Here is a 19075-nt window from a genome sequence, read left to right as displayed (position 1 = left end):
TTGTCTCTCCTAATTAAGCTTCGTCTGGGTTCGTGGGTAGTGGACGTGGTAGCTCGTCACTGTCTGAACCATCCAGCCAGTCGACTTTATCCATTTTTCTTACCACAACAAACTCATCACGGTTACAACCGACAGTACCATAGTAGTTAAAGCCCCAGGCTTGCTGAGCATAACCACCAATCATATGTGTTGGTTTCATGATGACACGAGTCACCGAGTTATGGTGACCGCCTCGAGTACCGGTCATCTCACTGCCAGGAACATTTACTATTCTTTCCTGTGCGTGATACATCATCACCATACCCTGATTAACCCGCTGAGAAACAACTGCACGACAAGCAATTGCACCATTGGCGTTGAATACTTCAACCCAGTCATTGTCTTCAATACCTGCTTCCTTAGCATCAACTTCACTCATCCAGATAATAGGGCCGCCACGAGAAAGAGTCAGCATGATCAGGTTGTCAGAGTAAGTTGAGTGGATACCCCATTTTTGATGAGGTGTGATCCAGTTGAGTACAATTTCTTTATTACCGTTTTCTTTCGTTCCTTTTACCAGATCAATGGTTTTGGTATTGACCGGCGGACGGTATTGCATCATTTGCTCGCCGAAAGCCTGCATCCATTTGTGATCCTGATAGAACTGCTGACGACCGGTAATGGTTCTCCACGGAATGAATTCATGGACGTTAGTGTAACCGGCGTTGTAGCTCACGTGTTCATCTTCAAGACCGGACCAGGTTGGCGAAGAAATAATTTTTCTTGGCTGTGCCTGAACATCACGGAAGCGAATTTTCTCTTCGTGTTTTGGTAGTGCCAGGTGGGTGTGATCGCGACCGGTAATTTCACTCAGCGCGCCCCAGGCTTTAACTGCGACGTTACCATTCGTTTCAGGAGCCAGCGTCAAAATTGCTTCGGCTGCGTCAATCGCGGTTTCAATTTGTGGCTGACCTTCACTCACACCTTCGTCAAGCACTCGGTGGTTTAAGTCACCTAACAGTTTGACTTCTTCTTCAGTATTCCAGGCGATACCTTTACCGCCGTTACCGCCTTTTGCAAGCAATGGACCGACCGAAGTAAACTTTTTGTAAGTGTTCGGATAATCACGTTCAACCACAACCATATTTGGTGCAGTCATACCAGGGATCAAATCGCACTCGCCTTTTTTCCAGTCTTTGACGTCAAAAGGTTGTGCCAACTCTCCGGGGGTGTCGTGAAGCATAGGTACTGTGACCAGATCTTTTTCAACGCCCAGATTACCTTCGGCGACTTCTGAGAAAGCTTTGGCAATGCCTTTATAAATTTCAAAGTCAGAGCGTGCTTCCCAGGCAGGATCAACCGCAGTAGAAAGCGGATGAATAAATGGGTGCATGTCTGAAGTGTTCAAATCGTCTTTTTCATACCAGCAAGCAGTTGGTAAAACAATGTCAGAGTACATACAGGTTGAAGACATACGGAAATCAAGTGTAGTTACCAGATCCAGTTTACCGGTAGCGCCTTCATCAACCCAGTCGACTTCCTGTGGTTTGAATCCGCCGCGTTTGCCAAGGTCGTCATTCATTACACCGTTTTTGGTTCCGAGCAAGTACTTGAGCATATATTCATGACCTTTACCGGAAGAACCGAGCAGGTTAGAACGCCAGATGAACATATTGCGCGGGAAGTTTTCCGGTGCATCTGGAGCTTCTGCCGCAAAACGCAAGTTACCGGCTTTTAGTTCTTGCACTACATAATCTTTCGGATCCATGCCTGCCGCTTCTGCATCTTTGGTAATTTGTAGCGGGTTACGGTTTAGCTGTGGTGCTGAAGGCAACCAGCCCATACGCTCTGCTTTAATGTTGTAGTCGAGCATATGCTCGGAAAACTCATCTTTTTTCGCCAGCGGTGAAAGAACTTCGTGGATGCTGACTTTTTCATGACGCCATTGTGAAGAATGGTTGTAGAAAAAAGAAGTCGAGTTCATCTGACGTGGTGGTTTAGACCAGTCCAGACCAAAAGCAATTGGTAGCCATCCAGTTTGGGGGCGCAATTTTTCCTGGCCGACATAGTGAGCCCAGCCACCGCCGGATTGACCGACACAGCCACACATCATCAGCATGTTGATCAGGCCGCGGTAGTTCATGTCCATGTGATACCAGTGGTTCATTGCCGCACCAACAATGATCATGGCCTTACCATGTGTCTTGTCGGCTGTGGTTGCAAATTCACGTGCCACCTTGATGACGCGGTCACGTTTGACTCCAGTAATTTTTTCCTGCCATGCTGGAGTTCCCGGAATATCTTCATCGTAGCTGGATGCGACATTGCCGCCGCCAAGACCTCTGTCAAGACCATAGTTTGCCATCATCAAGTCATAAACAGTGGCGACAACCAGGTCTTCGCCATTAGCGCTTTTGACGGTACGGGTCGGAACATTTCGAACCAGAATTTCATCGTGTTCGCACGACACCCAGTGTTTGTTCGTATCATCAGCGGCAAAGTGAGGGAAAGCAACCGCAGAAACATCTTCGCCAATTAATGAAAGTTTAAGCCTGGTTTCGTTACCGTCTTTGCCTTCGCGTTCTTCGATATTCCATTTACCTTTTTCACCCCAACGATAACCGATGGAACCGGTCGGAGAAACCAGTTCGCCGGAAGTTTCATCAAGAGCAATGGTTTTCCATTCAGGATTATTTTCCTGACCAAGATTTCCGGCAAGATCGGACGCTCGTAGGAAACGAGTTGATTTCAGACTGTTGTCATCGTGCTTGTCTAAAACAACCAGCATCGGAAAGTCGGTGTATTGACGAACGTAATTGGTGAAGTATTCACTCGGATTATCCAGATGGAATTCACGCAAAATAACATGGCCAAAAGCCATACCTAATGCTGCGTCAGATCCCTGTTTTGGGTTCAGCCATTCATCAGTCAGTTTGGACACTTCTGCGTAGTCAGGAGTAATCGAAACGGTTTTTGCGCCTTTGTATCTAACTTCGGTAAAGAAATGGGCATCTGGAGTTCGGGTTTGAGGAACATTTGAGCCCCAGGCGATAATATAGTTTGAGTTATACCAATCTGCAGACTCGGGCACATCAGTTTGCTCGCCCCAGATCTGTGGAGAAGAAGGAGGCAAGTCACAGTACCAGTCATAAAAGCTCATGCAGACGCCGCCAATCAAAGAAAGATAGCGAGAACCTGCTGCATAGGACACCATGGACATCGCCGGGATTGGCGAGAAGCCTACAACGCGATCGGGACCGTAAGTTTTCGTAGTATAAACATTTGCCGCCGCGATGATCTCGTTGACTTCATCCCAGCTGGAACGAACAAACCCGCCCATTCCACGTTTGGATTTATAGGATTCGGCTTTTGCTTTATCTTCAACAATCGATTCCCAGGCTTTTACCGGTTCCATTGTTGCTCGAGCTTCGCGCCAAAGTTTTAGTAGTGGCTTACGAACTTTTGGGTACTTCAGACGGTTTGCGCTGTACAAATACCAGGAATAGCTTGCCCCACGTGGACAACCTCTGGGCTCATGGTTGGGCAAATCAGGACGAGTCCGCGGGTAATCTGTTTGTTGGGTTTCCCAGGTAACCAGACCGTTCTTAACATAAATCTTCCAGGAACAAGATCCGGTACAGTTAACCCCGTGGGTTGAGCGGACTATCTTGTCATGTTGCCAGCGCTGGCGATAACTGTTTTCCCATTCGCGACTTTCATTGGTGGTTTCACCATGGCCGTCTGCGAACTCGCCAGTTTTTTTCTTAAAAAACTGTAAGCGATCCAGAAATTGACTCATCTTTTGTTTCTCCGTTGACCTATAATCGCTCTAGTTGCGATTACCTTAATAAAATTCTCTCTCTTTCATTTAAATTGCAACAGGTGGCGCTATGCCACCTATTGCTGGAGCCTGAAAACCGTTTACGGGTTTTTGAACTCGGCCCCTTTTCTTAGGTAGAACCACCAGTTAATAACAATGCATACAGCGTAGAAGATTGCGAATCCGTATAATGCATTCTCAGGGGTGGTGGCTTTTATCTGCTCACCTAGAACTTTAGGAATGATGAATGCGCCGTATGCAGCAACCGCTGATGTCCAACCTAAAACTGGTCCTGCTTGCTCTTTGTTAAATACCATTGAAATAGTGCGGAATGTTGAGCCGTTACCAATACCGGTGGCAGCAAATAGCACTAAGAATAGAAGCAAGAATGGAATGAAAAACTCTTCTGGTGTAGCTGAAGCGTATGCCGCTTGCATGTAGTAGGCGACACCGATTGCGCTACCTACCATGGTAACTGCACAGATTTGAGTCACTAATGCGCCGCCCACTTTATCGGAAATCCAGCCACCGACAGGACGAATTAACGCGCCGATGAAAGGACCCATCCAGGCATACATCAAAGCGCTTGGACCGTTCGGGTTAGCTGTATCGTGATTCATTACACCATCAACCATGATGTGCTGGAATCCGAAGATAACTTTGATTGACAGACCAAACGCTGCGGCAAAACCGATGAATGAACCGAAAGTCATGGTATAAATTACACTCATAACCCAGGTGTGTTTGTTATCAAAAATTTTGTACTGACGAGTCAGGTTTTCTTTGATTTGACCGGGTAAAAGTTTTAATAAAAAGACGGTTAAAGCGATAACTATGGGAAGTACTATCCACTTACTGATGCCAAAACCAGAGCCGCCGACCTTTTCTGGAAGCATTAACCAGAGACCAAAGATAGCTGTCAGGAAGCCGATTAAAAGCATGCCAGTGATAATAGAAAATGAGCTAACTGGGTTTGGTAGATCTGGAGTAACGTGCGGGGCTTTGATATTGTTCATTCCCCACCATCCGACTAGTGCCAGAGGAACAAGGAACAACAACCAGACGAAACCTGCGTTATGAATCCAGGCATCAGATCCAGCTGGAATCTTTCCAATCAAAGTTCCAGAAGTATTAACCAGTTCCATTGGCTCTCCACCGAACAGGCCGAAAGTCATGACAAGTGGAACTAGAATTTGCATGGTGGTAACACCAAAGTTACCTAATCCAGCATTTAGTCCAAGAGCAAGACCTTGCTGCTTCTTTGGAAAGAAGAAGCTGATGTTAGACATTGATGATGCGAAGTTACCACCACCGAAGCCGGAAAGTAGTGCCAGAATCTGGAATACCCATAGAGGCGTGTTTTTATCCTGCAATGCGATACCGGTTCCGATTGCCGGGATCATTAAGAGTGCGGTAGTGAAGACTATGGTATTACGACCACCGGCAAGACGAATAAAAAAGCTGCTCGGAATTCGAAGTGTTGCACCAGTAAGACCTGCAACAGCCATTAATGTGAATAGCTCGCTTTTTGCAAAAGGAAATCCCAGATTCAACATTTGAATCGTAATAATCCCCCAGTAAAGCCAAACTGCGAAGCCACATAAAAGGCTGGGGATAGAGATCCAGAGATTACGATTCGCAATCTTTTTGCCTTCAGACTCCCAAAACTTGGGATCTTCAACGTCCCACTGCTTGATATCTGACATTTAATACTCCAAAACACTAAGGTTAGTTATGCAAAAGGTACTTTGATTCTGCTAATTTCTGATTCAAATTGCCGACTAATAAGCACCGTAAAATTTTTTCCCGCTGGCCGCATGTAGGTGTGAACTGAACAGAGTCTTTTCCAAAGCGGCAATCAAAAAGTATCAGGCACAGGTTTAGCAACCTTGATCTGGATCACCTTCAATTTTTTGTGGTAATCGGGGGTAATTTGAAACTACCACCAAAGTGATACTAGAGGCTTTTGGTTAAGTACTTGTAATTTAATAGGTTATTTTTGTAGACCTACTTTTTAAAACGAGATTTTTGTTGAGCCAACTATTTAGAGGTAGAGTGTGTTGCTAGCGGACTGAAACCTGCTTCCAAGTGAGACCAGGGTCTATCCAAAAAGAGTGCAAAACGGAAAAGCTGAAAAAGGTTAGGTGGTTCTGGTGGTGAATGTGTTACAGTTTTTCTGTTTGAAGTAAAAAAGTTCACTTGAATTTTAAAATGCCTTGAACTGTAAGATTAAGTTTACTATAGATTTTTTTATGCCGATAAAACCCAGAAAAATAGCCAAAATAGACAGCGGATTGAATAGAAGCTCTTCGATAGTAGCTCGCGCTGGCCAGGTAATGGGCGTTGTAATTTTTCTGAGCTTATTGAGTATGATTTCATCCATGTTAGTTTCAGAAAGCTTGAGTGGTGATGCCGGGCAGATAAACCACGCGGGAGCATGTCGCATGCAGGCACTTAAAGTTTCTCGCGCGGTGCTTCTTAATGGGAGCAACGGAAAGTCTTTGTTGGAAAAAGAAATTCTGGAGTTTGACCATCGACTTGGAAAGGTTTTTGCTGGCGGAGTAGCAAACACTCGCGACGTGCCTGAAGTCAAAGAGCAGTTCGAAAAAATAGAAGTGCTCTGGGATGAATTTAAGAAAGCGCCGGACGGCTGGGATATCGAAGCATTTGAAAATTTTGTTTCGGTTATTGATGGGTTGGTAACTCTGCTGCAACGAGAGTCGGAAAAAAAATTGGCGTTGCTAAGACTTATTCAGGGGCTCAGTCTCTTCCTGGTTTTGTTAGTGTCTGTTGTTGTGTTGTTTCGTTTGCATAAGGTTATTGTGATTCCTTTGAAACAGATAGTGGAAGTTGCTAAACGTGCAGGTAAGGGAGATTTCGAACTAAAGGCAGATTACGAAGGGACTGATGAGCTGGGCGTTTTGGCGAGTACAATCAACCAGATGTCTCAGGAACTTAAGCTAAAATATCAGGACTATGAGAAACGAGTCGCACAGAAAACTCGAGAGCTCATTCAGAGCAATCGTTCGTTAGAGTTACTTTACCGAGCGGCACGAAAATTAACGACCAGAGATCTTGCTCAATCGGAAAAGAAGATTGTGGAAGAATTAGAGTCGATGTTAGGGCAGGGAAGCTTGTCGATTATACATGCAGAATCGATGGAGGAATTTATAGATGAAGATCGGATTTCGTCACCTCATAGTCGATTGGAAAAAATTGACCCTGTTGGCTCATCCCATGTGTCGTTCAGGAAGGTAACTTTCAAGCTTGAGAAAGAGGCGCAGCTTTTTGGCGCTTTGGTATGGCAACTACCGCAGGACGAAACACCAGAGCACTGGCAGACCCAGCTTATTCAGGCAATGGCCGATTTGCTTGCTACAGCAATAGAACTTGATCAAAGACGGAATGCTGAAAATCGGCTGATATTAGCGGAAGAAAGGGCCGTTATTGCCAGAGAATTACATGACTCTTTGGCACAATCATTGTCCTATCTGAAGGTTCAGTTGAGTTTGCTTACACGCAAGGTAGAAAAAGACGCAGGAGCTGAACAGGTTAGTGAAACTATTGAAGATATCAGGCAAGGATTGAATAATGCCTATAGTCAGCTAAGAGAACTATTAACGACTTTTAGACTCAAGCTTGACGACCCTTCTATTGAAAACGCATTACAGGGTACCGTGGCCGAATTTAGTGCAAAGTGCCACCATCCGGTGAATTTGAAATTCCATTTACCGAATAATGTTTTATCTGCAAATCAGGAAGTCCATGTTCTGCAAATTGTCAGGGAAGCACTATCGAATGTTCAACGCCATGCCAGGGCGTCTGAAGCAGGCGTGTTACTAACTCATAAGGATGACGTCGTTTGCGTAAAAATATGGGATGACGGTAAGGGAATTGATATCTCTTCTGGTGGACAAGGGCACCTTGGACTTGGCATCATGGAAGAGCGGGCTAAGTCGCTCGACGCATTAATCGAAATTAAAAAGCGCGAACCTGAAGGAACTTTAGTGCAGGTGGAGTTTAAAGTTGAGCCGTCAAGCTAACTAAAACAAATGAAATTTAGAGAAACAGAACTATATGTCGAAAATTATTTTAGTCGATGATCATCCAATGCTCCGAAAAGGAGTTGCACAACTAATTTCACTCGAAGACAACCTTGATGTAGTTGCCGAGGCTAACTCTGGCGAAGAAGCGGTAAAACTTGCCGTGGAGCTTAAACCCGATTTGGTACTACTCGATCTGAATATGAAAGGAATGAGTGGTATCGATACCCTCAACGCTTTAAAAAGAGCAGACATTAGTGCCAAAGTCGTTATTTTCAGCGTATCTGACAGTGATGCCGATGTGTTGCAGGCTCTCAAATTTGGTGCTGATGGTTATTTGCTGAAAGATTCGGAACCCGAAGAACTGATTGAGAAAATCAACCGCTCTTTGCAGGGAGAGCTGGTTCTTAGCGGACCTTTAACTCAGCTTTTAGCTCGCTCATTACAATCTAAAAATCAGGTTAACCCGATGGACAAGTTGACCCAGCGAGAAATAGAGATCCTGAAACAAATTGCGGCGGGGGGTAGTAATAAGGTCATCGCTAATAAACTGGGAATCACTGAGGGAACTGTAAAAGTTCATGTGAAAAATTTGCTAAAAAAGCTAGGGTTTAAAACTCGCGTAGAAGCCGCCGTGTGGGCAGTAGAGCAAAAAATATAATATTTTGAGAATTACCCTGGAAGATTTTAAGCAGAATATTGGCGAAATCTGAATCTCCTAACTAGACTGAATGGGGTAGCTGGTTATACCAGTTGTCCTTATTTGGATCGCTAATTGATTGGGAGGTTTTTTATTATGGGGTTAAATAAATTCACGATAAAAATCGTTGCTGTGTGTGGACTTCTAGCTGCTAATTCGGCAATTGCAGGAAAAAATGAATTCTCAGCGAGTATTGAGCTTACTTTTGAAAAAGCACAGGTCTGTGAGCTTCATTCTGCCAATGGCAAGACAAAGGTAGACGGTAAGAGTTGGAGAAAGCATGATGACAAGACTATTTCGTGGTCCGCTGGTTGTGAGATAGCGTTTCCTAAAGGTGTTAAATATTGCCTGCTCAGCGGTCAGGCTATCGAAGATACGTCGGCAATATTGTCCTGGAGCGCCGTAAGTGCAGAAGGAAAAATTGTCGCTCATATTCACTCAGAAGCAGATATCAATCCAGACTTCGGTAAGTTTATGGCGGCGTTCAGATGTTACTAAACGCTACTGCAGGAGTTCTCATAATAAGTGCTGTTGCCATCGATAAGCGACTATTTTTCGAGAAAGTTGTTTGCGATGGCATCTCTAAGTAATTTCTTGTGCTGTTCTGCTTTCAGGGAGAAATACATGACCGCCATGCAGGTGGCCAATATGCCGTAAAGAATCATAAAACAGGCTGTGTGTATTCCAAATAAGTCAATTGCTACACCGAAAAATACTGGCAGAGTAAATCCTCCCATAGCTCCTATGGTCGCGACAGTTCCGCCGACACTGCCCATATGTTCAGGGTAGTGTTCCTGTATGACCTTGTATACACTGGCTCTTCCGAACCCTTGCCCGATTCCGATTATAAAGATTAGTAAGGTGAATACCCAAACGTTGATATTAATGAAAAATTTTACATCTTTCTCTACTCCGTGAATGATCATGGTAGTCGGTGGGTAACTCAAGAAAAAGAGACAAACCAGACAAACCCAGAATACACTCCAGTTGACTGCGCGGCCGCCGTAACGATCAGAGAACCAGCCTCCAAGTGCCCTGACCATTGACGAGGATGTCACAAATAACAGAGTCAATAGCATCGCTGTTTTCAGATCGAGTTCGTAGACACGCATATAGTACTCTGGTAACCAGAGAAGTAGCGCAAGAAAGCTCCCAAACACAAAATAGTAATAGAGGCCATATCGCCATACATGAACTTCCTTAAGGGGGGCAAGATGAAAAGCCAGTTTGGTTTTTCTTCTTTGTTGCATATAGGGCGTTTCTTCCGGGGCGATAAAAGCAAAAAGGAGTACCATAATCGCCATGCCAGCCGCATAAAAGAAACCAATTGATTCCCATCCCCAGCTACGAATTATTACCGGTGCTAAAGCCAAGGTAATTGCGGCGCCAGCATTACCCGCACCAAAAACACCCATGGCGTATCCCTGTTGTTTGGATTCAAACCAGACGGTTATATATCGGATCCCGATGGTGAAAGAGACTCCGGATATGCCGGTTATGAGTCCGATGAAAATGTATCCCCAATAAGTTTCTACCCAGCGTAAAGCTAAGATGGCAGGAATGATTAATACCATTTGCCAGATAAAGAGTTTTCGACAAGAGTAGATTTCACACAAAAATCCGACTGGGAAACGAAGTAAGGCACCTGTCAACATTGGCGATGCCAGCAAAAAGCCAAACTCGGTGGAACTCAGAGATAAGGTTTCTTTTATACTAATTCCCATAACCGCATAAAGAGTCCACACAGAGAAATTTGCGGCGAAAGCCAATGTCGCTATTAACAAAACATTGCGTGTTTGTTTATCTTGAAATTCCATTGTCTATTTTGCTCTTAACAAGAGAGTGCCCTTAATAGATTAAATTATTCAGCTTCGAATGCAATGGATTTTTAGCAATCACTATTGATATTAAGTACCTCTAAAGTAGTATTGTTTTTGGTCATTAGGGGTAGTTGAGATGGATACTAAAAACCAATTGATACAGATCAGTTATAGCATAACTCAGGAGGGAGATGATTAGCTCGAATTTAACCCAAAAGATTGGTACACAAGCCTGTGTAAGGGGAATAAGATGTCAAATGAAGGCAAACTCAATTTATTTAATTTAAAAGATCCCAAGATCAAAACGCTCCATGTTACCTGGTTTGCGTTTTTCCTGACTTTTGTCGTGTGGTTTTCTCATGCGCCTTTGATGGTTTTTATCAAAGAAGCTTTTAATTTGACGACGCCACAGGTCAAAGCATTGCTCATACTCAATGTGGCACTGACAATTCCTGCTCGGATTGTCATTGGTATGTTGGTGGACAAGTTTGGTCCTAGAATTGTCTACAGCGGACTGCTGGTTATTTCCAGTTTTATCTGCGTTGGCTTTGCGATGGCGACCAGTTATGAAGCACTAGCATTATTCCGATTCTTACTCGGTTTTGTCGGTGCAGGTTTTGTTATTGGAATCCGTCTTGTTGGCGAATGGTTCCCCGCAAAGCAAGTCGGTGTTGCTGAAGGCATCTATGGTGGCTGGGGGAATTTCGGTTCTGCCGCTGGAGCAATGACTCTACCGACGATTGCATTGTTATTTGGCGGTGATGATGGATGGCGCTATGCACTAGGTTTGACTGGTGTGATTGCCGGTATCTATGGTTTATTCTTTTATACCGCTGCACGTAATACACCCAAAGGCTCTACATATTTTAAACCAAAGAAAACCGGTGGTCTTGAAGTAACCACTAAAGGCGACTTCTATTTTTACTTGCTGATGAATGTTCCGATGTATGCTGCGCTTGGTGTACTGGCCTGGAAACTTTCTCCTGCAGGCGTGGGACTATTGACTGAACAAACCATGCAAATCATGTGGATTGCCCTGATTGCCTTATTTGCATTCCAAACCAATGCAATCTACAAAGTAAACAAAGAAAACTTAACTCATGGCGTACCTGATCTTGAAAAGTACAAATTTAAGCAAGTAGCAATTCTGGATGTGGCCTACTTTGTAACTTTCGGTTCTGAACTGGCTGTGGTTTCTATGCTACCTCTATTCTTCCTGGAAACCTTTGAAGGTCTTGACCCGGTAAAAGCAGGGTTGCTCGCTTCAGGATTTGCATTTATGAATTTGGTCGCTCGTCCTACCGGTGGATTCTTTAGCGACAAGTTTGGACGTCGTAAATCTTTAATGTTTTTAATTGGCGGGCTAGCAATCGGATATTTCACATTAGGTCACATTGATAGTAACTGGTGGATCCCTGTTGCCGTTATCGCTACTATGTGTTGTTCTTTCTTCGTGCAAGCAGGAGAAGGTGCGGTATTTGCGATTGTACCCTTGGTGAAACGCCGAATGACCGGACAAATTGCCGGTATGGCGGGCGCATACGGAAATGTTGGAGCAGTAACTTATTTGACCGTTCTTTCATTTGTTGATTACAGTACTTTCTTCTACGTAATCTCTGCATCTGCCGCGGTAATTTTCCTGGCCTGCTGGTTTATTGATGAGCCAAAAGGTCAAATGGCGGAGGTGATGCCTGATGGAAGCGTTCACCTGATTGATGTTGAGTAATTAACCCGCACTGGATTTAACAAAGCCCCTGTCTAATCAGGGGCTTTTTGGTTATTAATGCTTGAATAATTATTCGACTGCCAAAATGATCAAATAGTGATAAAGTTTAACTAACAATCAACACAACCTGATTTTGGTAAAATGTTTTATGGGCAATGACAGTGATAGAAGTGCAACGGAAAATTTCGAAGAGAATTTGCTTGCCACGACAAGTCAGTTGACCTTAACAATTGGCCAGTATTCTGAGCGTGGGGTAAAAGAAGAGAATGAAGATTTCGTAGGAAGTTTCACGCCAGAAAATATTCATCAATTAGAGAGTAAAGGAATTGCTATCGCATTAGCCGATGGTGTAAGCAGCGCTGAAGCAGGTAAGGTGGCAAGTAAAACTGCGGTAGAGCAGTTTATCGAGGATTACTTTCAAACCCCTGATACCTGGTCTGTTAGTCACGCGGGTCAAAAAATTCTCACTTCGATCAATTTAAAGCTTTATCGAAAAAGTCACGAATTTATTCATGAAGAAAAGGGTTATCTTTGCACATTTAGCGGCATGGTTTTCAAAAGCCGTGTCGGTCATATCTTTCATGCCGGAGACAGTAGAATCTATCAGCTGGAAGAAGGCGAAAATTTCCTCAGGCAAATCACTAGAGATCATGTCGCTACTTTGGGGAAAGGGCGCAGTATTTTAGCCAGAGCCGTCGGAATGGATAGCAGTTTGGCTATTGATTACAGCAAAATATCGCTAAAGGCAGGAGATATATTCTTTATATCAACTGACGGGGTTCACGACTTTGTTGCTCAGGAGAAAATCGTCGATATTCTGGCTTCGAATGTTTCTGAGCAAGAAAAAGCGGAAGCTCTGGTAGCGGCAGCGAAGGTTGGAAATAGTGACGATAATATGAGCTGTATCGTTGTTAAAGTCGAACAGCTACCTAGTGAAAGCCTTAATGATTACAACGCAAAATTAACTCGTTTACCTTTTCCTCCAGAACTGGAGCCGGGAATGAAAATTGACGGTTTTGTCATTAAAAAGGAAATTTTTGCGAGCAGTAGAAGTCAGCTATATTTGGTGGAAGATGAAGAAACTGCTGAACAGATGGTAATGAAAACGCCTTCTGTTAACTATGAAAATGATACATCCTACATTGATCGTTTTATACAGGAAGAGTGGATTGGTAAACGAATTGATAGTCCTTACGTGGTAAAAACTTTGGCACAAAAGCGTAAACGGAATTTTTTGTACTACATAATGGAATATGTTCATGGAGAGACATTGGAAAAGTGGATGAAAAAGAATCGTTTTCCTCGTCCTAAAGTTGCTATTCAGATTGTTGAAAAAATCGCAGAAGGTATTCAAGCTTTTCACAGTCAGGAAACTATTCATCAGGATCTAAAACCGGGTAATGTGATGATTACTCCAGAGGGAAGCGTAAAGATCGTCGACTTCGGTTCAGTCTATGTCGCAGGAGTAGCTGAAGTATTTCGCCCCATCGAACATGTGGGAGCGCTTGGTACGGCTTCTTACTCTGACCCTCAGTATTTAATGGGGAAAAATTCCGGGGTTCAGGGTGATCTCTATGCTTTGGCAACGATCGCATATGAAATTTTTACGGGAGAACTGCCTTATGGTCCTGAAATTGAAGAATGCCAGTCTGCTTTAGATTATGATCGCTTACGCTACCGATCCGCGAATCAATTTAATCCTGTCATACCTTTATGGTTTGATCGCACATTGGAGCGTGGGGTTGCATTTGATCTGGAAAAACGTTACGCCAGTATGGATAAGTTTTTAAAAGATTTACATCATCCAAATCCTGACTATCTATTGGATGATCCGACCTACAAGAAAGATAAAAGTCAGGCTCTATTCTGGCAGGTTATTTCAGGATTTTGGTTGATTACACTTCTCTTAGTCTGGTTTTTATTTTCCAATTAGTAAAACGCCAGTTTCGGCTGGCGCTTTACTGAAACATACAACATCGTTATTCTGCATTTTTACCAAAAAGGTTGAGAATAAATATACTGGTGTATGAAAACAGAAAAAAACCTGTTAAAAAGATTACAGGCATCGCCAAAAATCCCAGAATGTACCATATCGTTGTTTCGAGACCACCCATTTTGATTCTCCTAAAAATTAGAGTTTAAAGCTAACTAAAAAATTAATCCCATCCTTCGACATCTTTCATATCCGGTAATGTATGAGCAATTCCCTTGTGGCAGTCAATACAGGTTTTATCACCGGTTTCCAGTGCATTTGCATGTTGGACTCTGGAGCGTTTTCCTTGCTCTGAAAAATCCATATATTCAAAGTTGTGACAGTTACGGCACTCCTGAGAGTCATTGTCTTTCATGCGTTTCCACTCACGGATAGCCATTTCCTTACGGTGTTGATCAAATTTTTCCGGGGTATCAACATATCCGGTAAACTTGCCCCAAAGTTCCTTACTTGCCTGAATCTTTCGAACAATTTTATGTGTCCATTCATCTGGGACATGGCAGTCGGGGCAAGTGGCTCGCACCCCTGAACGATTGGAATAATGAATCGTTTCTTTGTATTCCTGGTAGACATTGTTCTCCATCTCATGACAACTAATGCAGAAGGCTTCAGTATTGGTTGCTTCCAAGCCTGTATTAAAACCTCCCCAAAAAATAACTCCGGAGGTAAATCCTAGAGCCAGGATCGTCCCTAGTGCAGCACGATGGGGTCTTTTCATTATTTGCCAATAACGCTTAATGAAATTTGAATCTGACATTGTTTTGCTCCTTTAATTGGGTGCTACTACTTACCGCCAGAAAGCTCTTCTACAGGCTTAAAGTCATTGGCTATAAGTGGCTCAGCATCAGCTTGTGTCACATGACACTGGGTGCAGAAATAACGTCGAGGTGAAACATCAGAAAGTTGCTGTCTGTCGCGTGTTTCAAAGTGAGTCATGCTAATTTTAGTCGCTCCACTTTTGCGGTAGTTTTTCCAACTGTGACATGACAGGCATTTGTTACTGTTAGTGTTAATTTTGTAGTTGCGTGTTTGATGTGGGATCAATGGAGGTTGATGCAAGTAGTCGCGAGCTATCGGCGATTGATCTCGTTGAACTCTTTTCATATCTTCCGCCTTGTCCTGCTCAAAGAGTTGAGCCTGACCTCTAAGAGATATTACTCCTCCGTTATCTTTTAAATCTTCAGATTGCGCTTTAGGTAATAAAATGCTCAGCATTACCGCGGCAGTGATCGCATAAATTAGTTTTTTCATGGTCTCTTCTCCACTTAAATTTAGTATCTGATAGCAAGTTCGACGGCCAGCTGAAAGTCGTGTCTAAACAATATTTTGTTTCTGAGTTTATTGAACTCGACATGCTTTCAGCGGCGTTAGTTTGTCGTTAAACTTTTATCACTTTCACCGCACATTTTTTAAAATCAGTTTCCTTTGAAAGTGGATCTGTTGCATCCAGAGTCAATTTATTCACTAGCTGTTTGGCGTCGAAGAAAGGCATAAATACCAGTCCTTTCGGAGGCTTGTTTCTCCCGCGAGTCTCTACTCGAGTAAATACTTCTCCACGACGTGAAACTACTTTCACCTGTTGACCGCGTCTTACACCGCGAGCCTTGGCATCGTCAGGGTGCATAAATAAAACTGCATCAGGGAATGCTCGGTATAGCTCGGGTACGCGACGGGTCATGGTGCCAGAGTGCCAGTGCTCAAGTACTCGACCTGTACTGAGCCAAAGATCAAACTCCTGGTCAGGTGATTCGGCAGGAGGTTCATAAGGCAGGGCAAATATCCATGCCTTGTTATCCTTTTTCTTGCCATAGAATTGAACTTCACTTCCTTTTTCCACGTAGGGATCATAGCCTTCTCGGAAGCGCCAAAGAGTTTCCTTTCCATTGACGACAGGCCAGCGCAGCCCTCTGGTGTTGTGGTATTCATCGAATTCGGCTAGATCGTGCGCTTTATTCAGGCCAAATTTGCGGTATTCTTCAAATAATCCTTTTTGTGCATAGAAGCCAAACTCATTGGACTCATCACTGGGCCTTTCTTTGCTCATCTCAGACAGAGGAAATTTGTCGACTTCTCCATTCTTGTAAAGAATGTCGAACAAAGTCTTGCCTTTATATTCGGGCATCTTGGCAATTAACTCTTGCGGCCAGACTTCTTCGACTTTAAAGCGCTTGGAAAACTCCATAACTTGCCAAAGATCGGATTTAGCTTCGCCGGGCGGTGGTACCTGTTGGTACCAGAACTGGGTTCTTCGTTCGGCGTTTCCATAGGCGCCTTCTTTTTCAACCCACATAGCCGTAGGCAGGATGAGATCTGATGCCTGAGCGGTCACCGTTGGGTAGGGATCTGAACAAACCACAAAGTTTTCCGGGTTTCGATAACCTGGAAAACCCTCTTCATTCATATTAGGCGCGGTTTGCATATTATTATTGCACATTACCCAATAAGCATTGAGTTTACCGTCTTTAAGCATTCGATTTTGTAATACAGCGTGATACCCGGGTTTAGCTGGAATAGTTCCTTCGGGTAGCTTCCAGATACTTTCTGCAAATTTGCGGTGGTCTTCGTTCATTACAACCATGTCAGCGGGAAGACGGTGGGCAAATGTGCCAACTTCACGGGCTGTGCCGCAGGCCGAAGGCTGTCCGGTTAAGGAGAAGGGGCTATTACCCGGTTCAGATATTTTGCCGGTTAATAGATGAATATTGTAAAGCAGATTATTCGTCCATACTCCGCGGGTGTGCTGATTGAAACCCATGGTCCAATAGGACGAAACCTTTATTTTGGGGTCGGCATACACCTGGGCCAGCTTTTCGAGGTTCTCCTTGGGAACGCCTGACATCTTGTGTGCATAGTCAAGAGTATAGGTGCTGACAAACTTGGCGAACTCTTCAAAAGTAATAGGGGTGGATTTTTTGCTTGCGGGGTTCTTTGCTGCTTTTTCCAACGGATGTTCGGGGCGGAGACCATAGCCAATATCTGCTTCACCCAGCCGGAAGTTGGTGTGTTTCTTCACAAAATCATGATTGACAGCTTTATTCTGAATAATATAGTTAGCAATATAATTGAGGATAACCATATCGGTTTGTGGTGTAAAAACCATGGGGTTATCTGCCAGGTCAAAGCAACGATGCTTAAAGGTTGAGAGTACATGTACAGATACATGCGGAGCACTCAATCTTCTGTCAGCCAGGCGAGACCAGAGGATTGGATGCATCTCTGCCATATTGGAGCCCCAAAGGACGAACGCATCAGCGTGCTCAAGATCATCATAGCAGCCCATCGGTTCATCGATACCAAAGGTGCGCATAAAGCCGCCGACTGCAGAAGCCATGCAGTGGCGTGCATTAGGATCGATGTTATTGCTTCTGAATCCCGCTTTCATAAGCTTGGCTGCTGCATAGCCCTCCCATACTGTCCACTGGCCAGAGCCAAACATTCCCACAGAAGTAGGGCCTTTAGCTTTGAGAGCTTGCTTAAATTTTTCAGCCATTACATCAAATGCGGTATCCCAGCTTACTTCGGTAAACTCACCATCTTTTGAGTATTCGCCGTTCTTCATTCTGAGTAATGGTTTAGTCAGGCGGTCCTTGCCGTACATTATCTTTGATAGAAAGTAACCCTTGATGCAGTTCAATCCACGGTTGACCGGTGCTTCGGGATCCCCCTGAGTTGCGACAACTTTGTTATCTTTTGTACCAATAAGAACCGAGCAGCCTGTACCACAAAAGCGGCAGGGGGCTTTGTCCCATTTTATCTTTGATTTATCGGAGCTGGTTATTAAGTTGGTCGCTGCAGTCGGGAGACTGATCCCTGCGGCAGAAGCAGCGGCAGCGGCAGCATTGGCTTTGATAAACTTGCGTCGAGTTAGTTTCATAAGGCTCTCTCCTGATTGTCAGGCTTTTCAACTGGTTGTTGATTTGTACCTTCAAAATGGTGATATGCGATCGAAGTAGATAACACTCCGGGAATGTTATTAAGTTGTGTAATAGAGTCGACTATAGCTTGCTCGCTTTCAGCCTCATCCAATGTGGCAATGACTCTGCCTCTTTCCTCCGCGTATATTTCAAGGCCGGTAATTTTAGACAGGCTTTCAAAAACTGGTTTTTGACGTGTGCTATCTATATGAATAACCAAACCTACGATATTGACCGGCTTGTCCTGAGTTGCGGTGGTGAGTCGTTGTGCCATAGTTAGTCCTGTTTTACTTGTAGTTATTTAAAGTGGGAAATATTTCAATTGCCTGAACAGGGCAAACTGGAATACATGCACCGCAGTAGGTACAGTCTTCAGTGTTTAATACTGGCTTAGGAATCGAGTGGACCTGAAGTGGGAAGCTGATTGCTTCTTTTTCGCACACATCCTGGCAGGTCTGGCAATAAGTTTGGTTATTGGCAAGGCAGCCTTCCTCTATCGAAATCTCCAGATTTAAAAATGCAGGGTTTGTTAACGAGAGTGCGCCTGTGTCACAGGAATTGACACAAGCTTTGCAGAAAGTGCATTCGCCTGAATTAAAGTCTATATAAGGAAAGGGGTCGTCATCGATTTTTATAATTTTTGATTCGCAGGTTGCCACGCAGTGGTTGCAGCGAGAGCATAATGCCAGAAAGGTATCTTCATCCGGTGACCACGGGGGACGGACAAGCCGTGCTGACTTGCCGGTTATGCGCCGAAACAGCGCTCGTCTGCTGTCTTTGTTATTTCCCACTTTTTAGACCCCGTTATCTATTAGTGGATATTATATTGATACCTCTATTTAGGTATTTTGAAATTCTACGCTTTACAAATACAAGCTTGTTGATCGAGGTCAATTAATTTCCTTGGCCTAGGACCCTATAAAAGATTAGTACAATTTTCACTCGTTACAGGCACAAATTGGACGAAATATATGCCGTTCTGGTTAATGATTGAGCAGCTTTAAAATAATTTAAATATTTATGCAAAAAAAGCTTGCGGTTAAAAATCCAGAGCCTATAATGCGCGTCCGCTTCGAGGGG

14 protein-coding genes are annotated in these 19075 nt (G+C 43.9%); 5 read left to right on the top strand and 9 right to left on the bottom strand.

From position 1 onward, the window contains the following. Positions 1-13 precede the first annotated feature (13 nt). Together IYN84_RS07495 and IYN84_RS07490 are read right to left on the bottom strand one after the other, a co-directional pair. Positions 14-3778, bottom strand: coding sequence for a nitrate reductase subunit alpha (locus IYN84_RS07495; protein ID WP_196138590.1), 3765 nt, complete (start codon positions 3776-3778; stop codon positions 14-16). 122 nt (positions 3779-3900) lie between these two features. Then, positions 3901-5505, bottom strand: coding sequence for an MFS transporter (locus IYN84_RS07490; protein WP_196138589.1), 1605 nt, complete (start codon positions 5503-5505; stop codon positions 3901-3903). Positions 5506-6051: 546 nt separating this feature from the next. Here IYN84_RS07490 and IYN84_RS07485 point away from each other — a divergent pair. The 3 genes from IYN84_RS07485 (at position 6052) to IYN84_RS07475 (ending at position 9040) form a co-directional block, all read left to right on the top strand. Beyond that, positions 6052-7842, top strand: a complete 1791-nt coding sequence (locus tag IYN84_RS07485; protein WP_196138588.1) for a histidine kinase — start codon at positions 6052-6054, stop codon at positions 7840-7842. 34 nt (positions 7843-7876) lie between these two features. Beyond that, positions 7877-8503, top strand: a complete 627-nt coding sequence (gene narL / locus IYN84_RS07480) for a two-component system response regulator NarL (RefSeq protein WP_196138587.1) — start codon at positions 7877-7879, stop codon at positions 8501-8503. Between the two features lie 135 nt (positions 8504-8638). Further along, positions 8639-9040, top strand: coding sequence for a hypothetical protein (locus tag IYN84_RS07475; protein ID WP_196138586.1), 402 nt, complete (start codon positions 8639-8641; stop codon positions 9038-9040). Positions 9041-9090: 50 nt separating this feature from the next. Here IYN84_RS07475 and IYN84_RS07470 read toward each other — a convergent pair whose 3' ends face one another. Beyond that, positions 9091-10359 carry a nitrate/nitrite transporter gene (locus IYN84_RS07470; protein WP_196138585.1) on the bottom strand — a complete coding sequence of 423 codons (1269 nt, stop codon included), beginning with the start codon at positions 10357-10359 and terminating at the stop codon, positions 9091-9093. 253 nt (positions 10360-10612) lie between these two features. Here IYN84_RS07470 and IYN84_RS07465 point away from each other — a divergent pair, with 253 nt between their 5' ends. Both IYN84_RS07465 and IYN84_RS07460 read left to right on the top strand, forming a co-directional pair. Then, positions 10613-12088 (top strand): NarK family nitrate/nitrite MFS transporter, encoded by a 1476-nt coding sequence (locus IYN84_RS07465; RefSeq protein WP_196138584.1) that lies wholly within the window; start codon positions 10613-10615, stop codon positions 12086-12088. A gap of 148 nt (positions 12089-12236) precedes the next feature. Next, positions 12237-14021 (top strand): bifunctional protein-serine/threonine kinase/phosphatase, encoded by a 1785-nt coding sequence (locus tag IYN84_RS07460; protein ID WP_196138583.1) that lies wholly within the window; start codon positions 12237-12239, stop codon positions 14019-14021. Between the two features lie 46 nt (positions 14022-14067). Here IYN84_RS07460 and IYN84_RS07455 read toward each other — a convergent pair whose 3' ends face one another. From IYN84_RS07455 to napF, 6 genes are all read right to left on the bottom strand, one after another. Beyond that, positions 14068-14202: a TIGR02808 family protein gene (locus IYN84_RS07455; RefSeq protein ID WP_196138582.1), complete on the bottom strand. Its 135-nt coding sequence runs from the start codon at positions 14200-14202 to the stop codon at positions 14068-14070. A gap of 42 nt (positions 14203-14244) precedes the next feature. Further along, positions 14245-14838 (bottom strand): cytochrome c3 family protein, encoded by a 594-nt coding sequence (locus IYN84_RS07450; protein WP_196138581.1) that lies wholly within the window; start codon positions 14836-14838, stop codon positions 14245-14247. 26 nt (positions 14839-14864) lie between these two features. After that, a complete protein-coding gene (locus IYN84_RS07445; RefSeq protein WP_196138580.1) occupies positions 14865-15332 on the bottom strand; it encodes a nitrate reductase cytochrome c-type subunit in 468 nt (155 codons plus the stop codon). Between the two features lie 127 nt (positions 15333-15459). Further along, complete coding sequence (gene napA / locus IYN84_RS07440) at positions 15460-17955, bottom strand: nitrate reductase catalytic subunit NapA (RefSeq protein WP_196138579.1); 2496 nt, start codon at positions 17953-17955, stop codon at positions 15460-15462. Next, the gene (locus IYN84_RS07435; RefSeq protein WP_196138578.1) at positions 17952-18269 is read right to left on the bottom strand and encodes a chaperone NapD; all 318 of its coding nucleotides are present in this window, start codon (positions 18267-18269) and stop codon (positions 17952-17954) included. The genes napA and IYN84_RS07435 overlap by 4 nt, the downstream gene beginning before the upstream one ends. A gap of 13 nt (positions 18270-18282) precedes the next feature. After that, complete coding sequence (gene napF / locus IYN84_RS07430; protein ID WP_196138577.1) at positions 18283-18786, bottom strand: ferredoxin-type protein NapF; 504 nt, start codon at positions 18784-18786, stop codon at positions 18283-18285. Positions 18787-19075: the final 289 nt, after the last annotated feature.

It is taken from the genome of Aliikangiella sp. G2MR2-5, assembly GCF_015687155.1.
In the GTDB taxonomy this organism is placed as follows: domain Bacteria; phylum Pseudomonadota; class Gammaproteobacteria; order Enterobacterales; family Kangiellaceae; genus Aliikangiella.
The sequence above is the reverse complement of the archived record's forward strand: the minus strand, read 5'-3'. Positions and strand labels throughout refer to the sequence as shown.

Bases quoted from the DNA above. Each gene is read 5' to 3' on its own strand.
- IYN84_RS07495 (WP_196138590.1), bottom strand. From the start codon at position 3,778: ATGAGTCAATTTCTGGATCGCTTACAGTTTTTTAAGAAAAAAACTGGC.
- IYN84_RS07490 (WP_196138589.1), bottom strand. From the start codon at position 5,505: ATGTCAGATATCAAGCAGTGGGACGTTGAAGATCCCAAGTTTTGGGAG.
- IYN84_RS07485 (WP_196138588.1), top strand. From the start codon at position 6,052: ATGCCGATAAAACCCAGAAAAATAGCCAAAATAGACAGCGGATTGAAT.
- narL (WP_196138587.1), top strand. From the start codon at position 7,877: ATGTCGAAAATTATTTTAGTCGATGATCATCCAATGCTCCGAAAAGGA.
- IYN84_RS07475 (WP_196138586.1), top strand. From the start codon at position 8,639: ATGGGGTTAAATAAATTCACGATAAAAATCGTTGCTGTGTGTGGACTT.
- IYN84_RS07470 (WP_196138585.1), bottom strand. From the start codon at position 10,359: ATGGAATTTCAAGATAAACAAACACGCAATGTTTTGTTAATAGCGACA.
- IYN84_RS07465 (WP_196138584.1), top strand. From the start codon at position 10,613: ATGTCAAATGAAGGCAAACTCAATTTATTTAATTTAAAAGATCCCAAG.
- IYN84_RS07460 (WP_196138583.1), top strand. From the start codon at position 12,237: ATGGGCAATGACAGTGATAGAAGTGCAACGGAAAATTTCGAAGAGAAT.
- IYN84_RS07455 (WP_196138582.1), bottom strand. From the start codon at position 14,202: ATGGGTGGTCTCGAAACAACGATATGGTACATTCTGGGATTTTTGGCG.
- IYN84_RS07450 (WP_196138581.1), bottom strand. From the start codon at position 14,838: ATGTCAGATTCAAATTTCATTAAGCGTTATTGGCAAATAATGAAAAGA.
- IYN84_RS07445 (WP_196138580.1), bottom strand. From the start codon at position 15,332: ATGAAAAAACTAATTTATGCGATCACTGCCGCGGTAATGCTGAGCATT.
- napA (WP_196138579.1), bottom strand. From the start codon at position 17,955: ATGAAACTAACTCGACGCAAGTTTATCAAAGCCAATGCTGCCGCTGCC.
- IYN84_RS07435 (WP_196138578.1), bottom strand. From the start codon at position 18,269: ATGGCACAACGACTCACCACCGCAACTCAGGACAAGCCGGTCAATATC.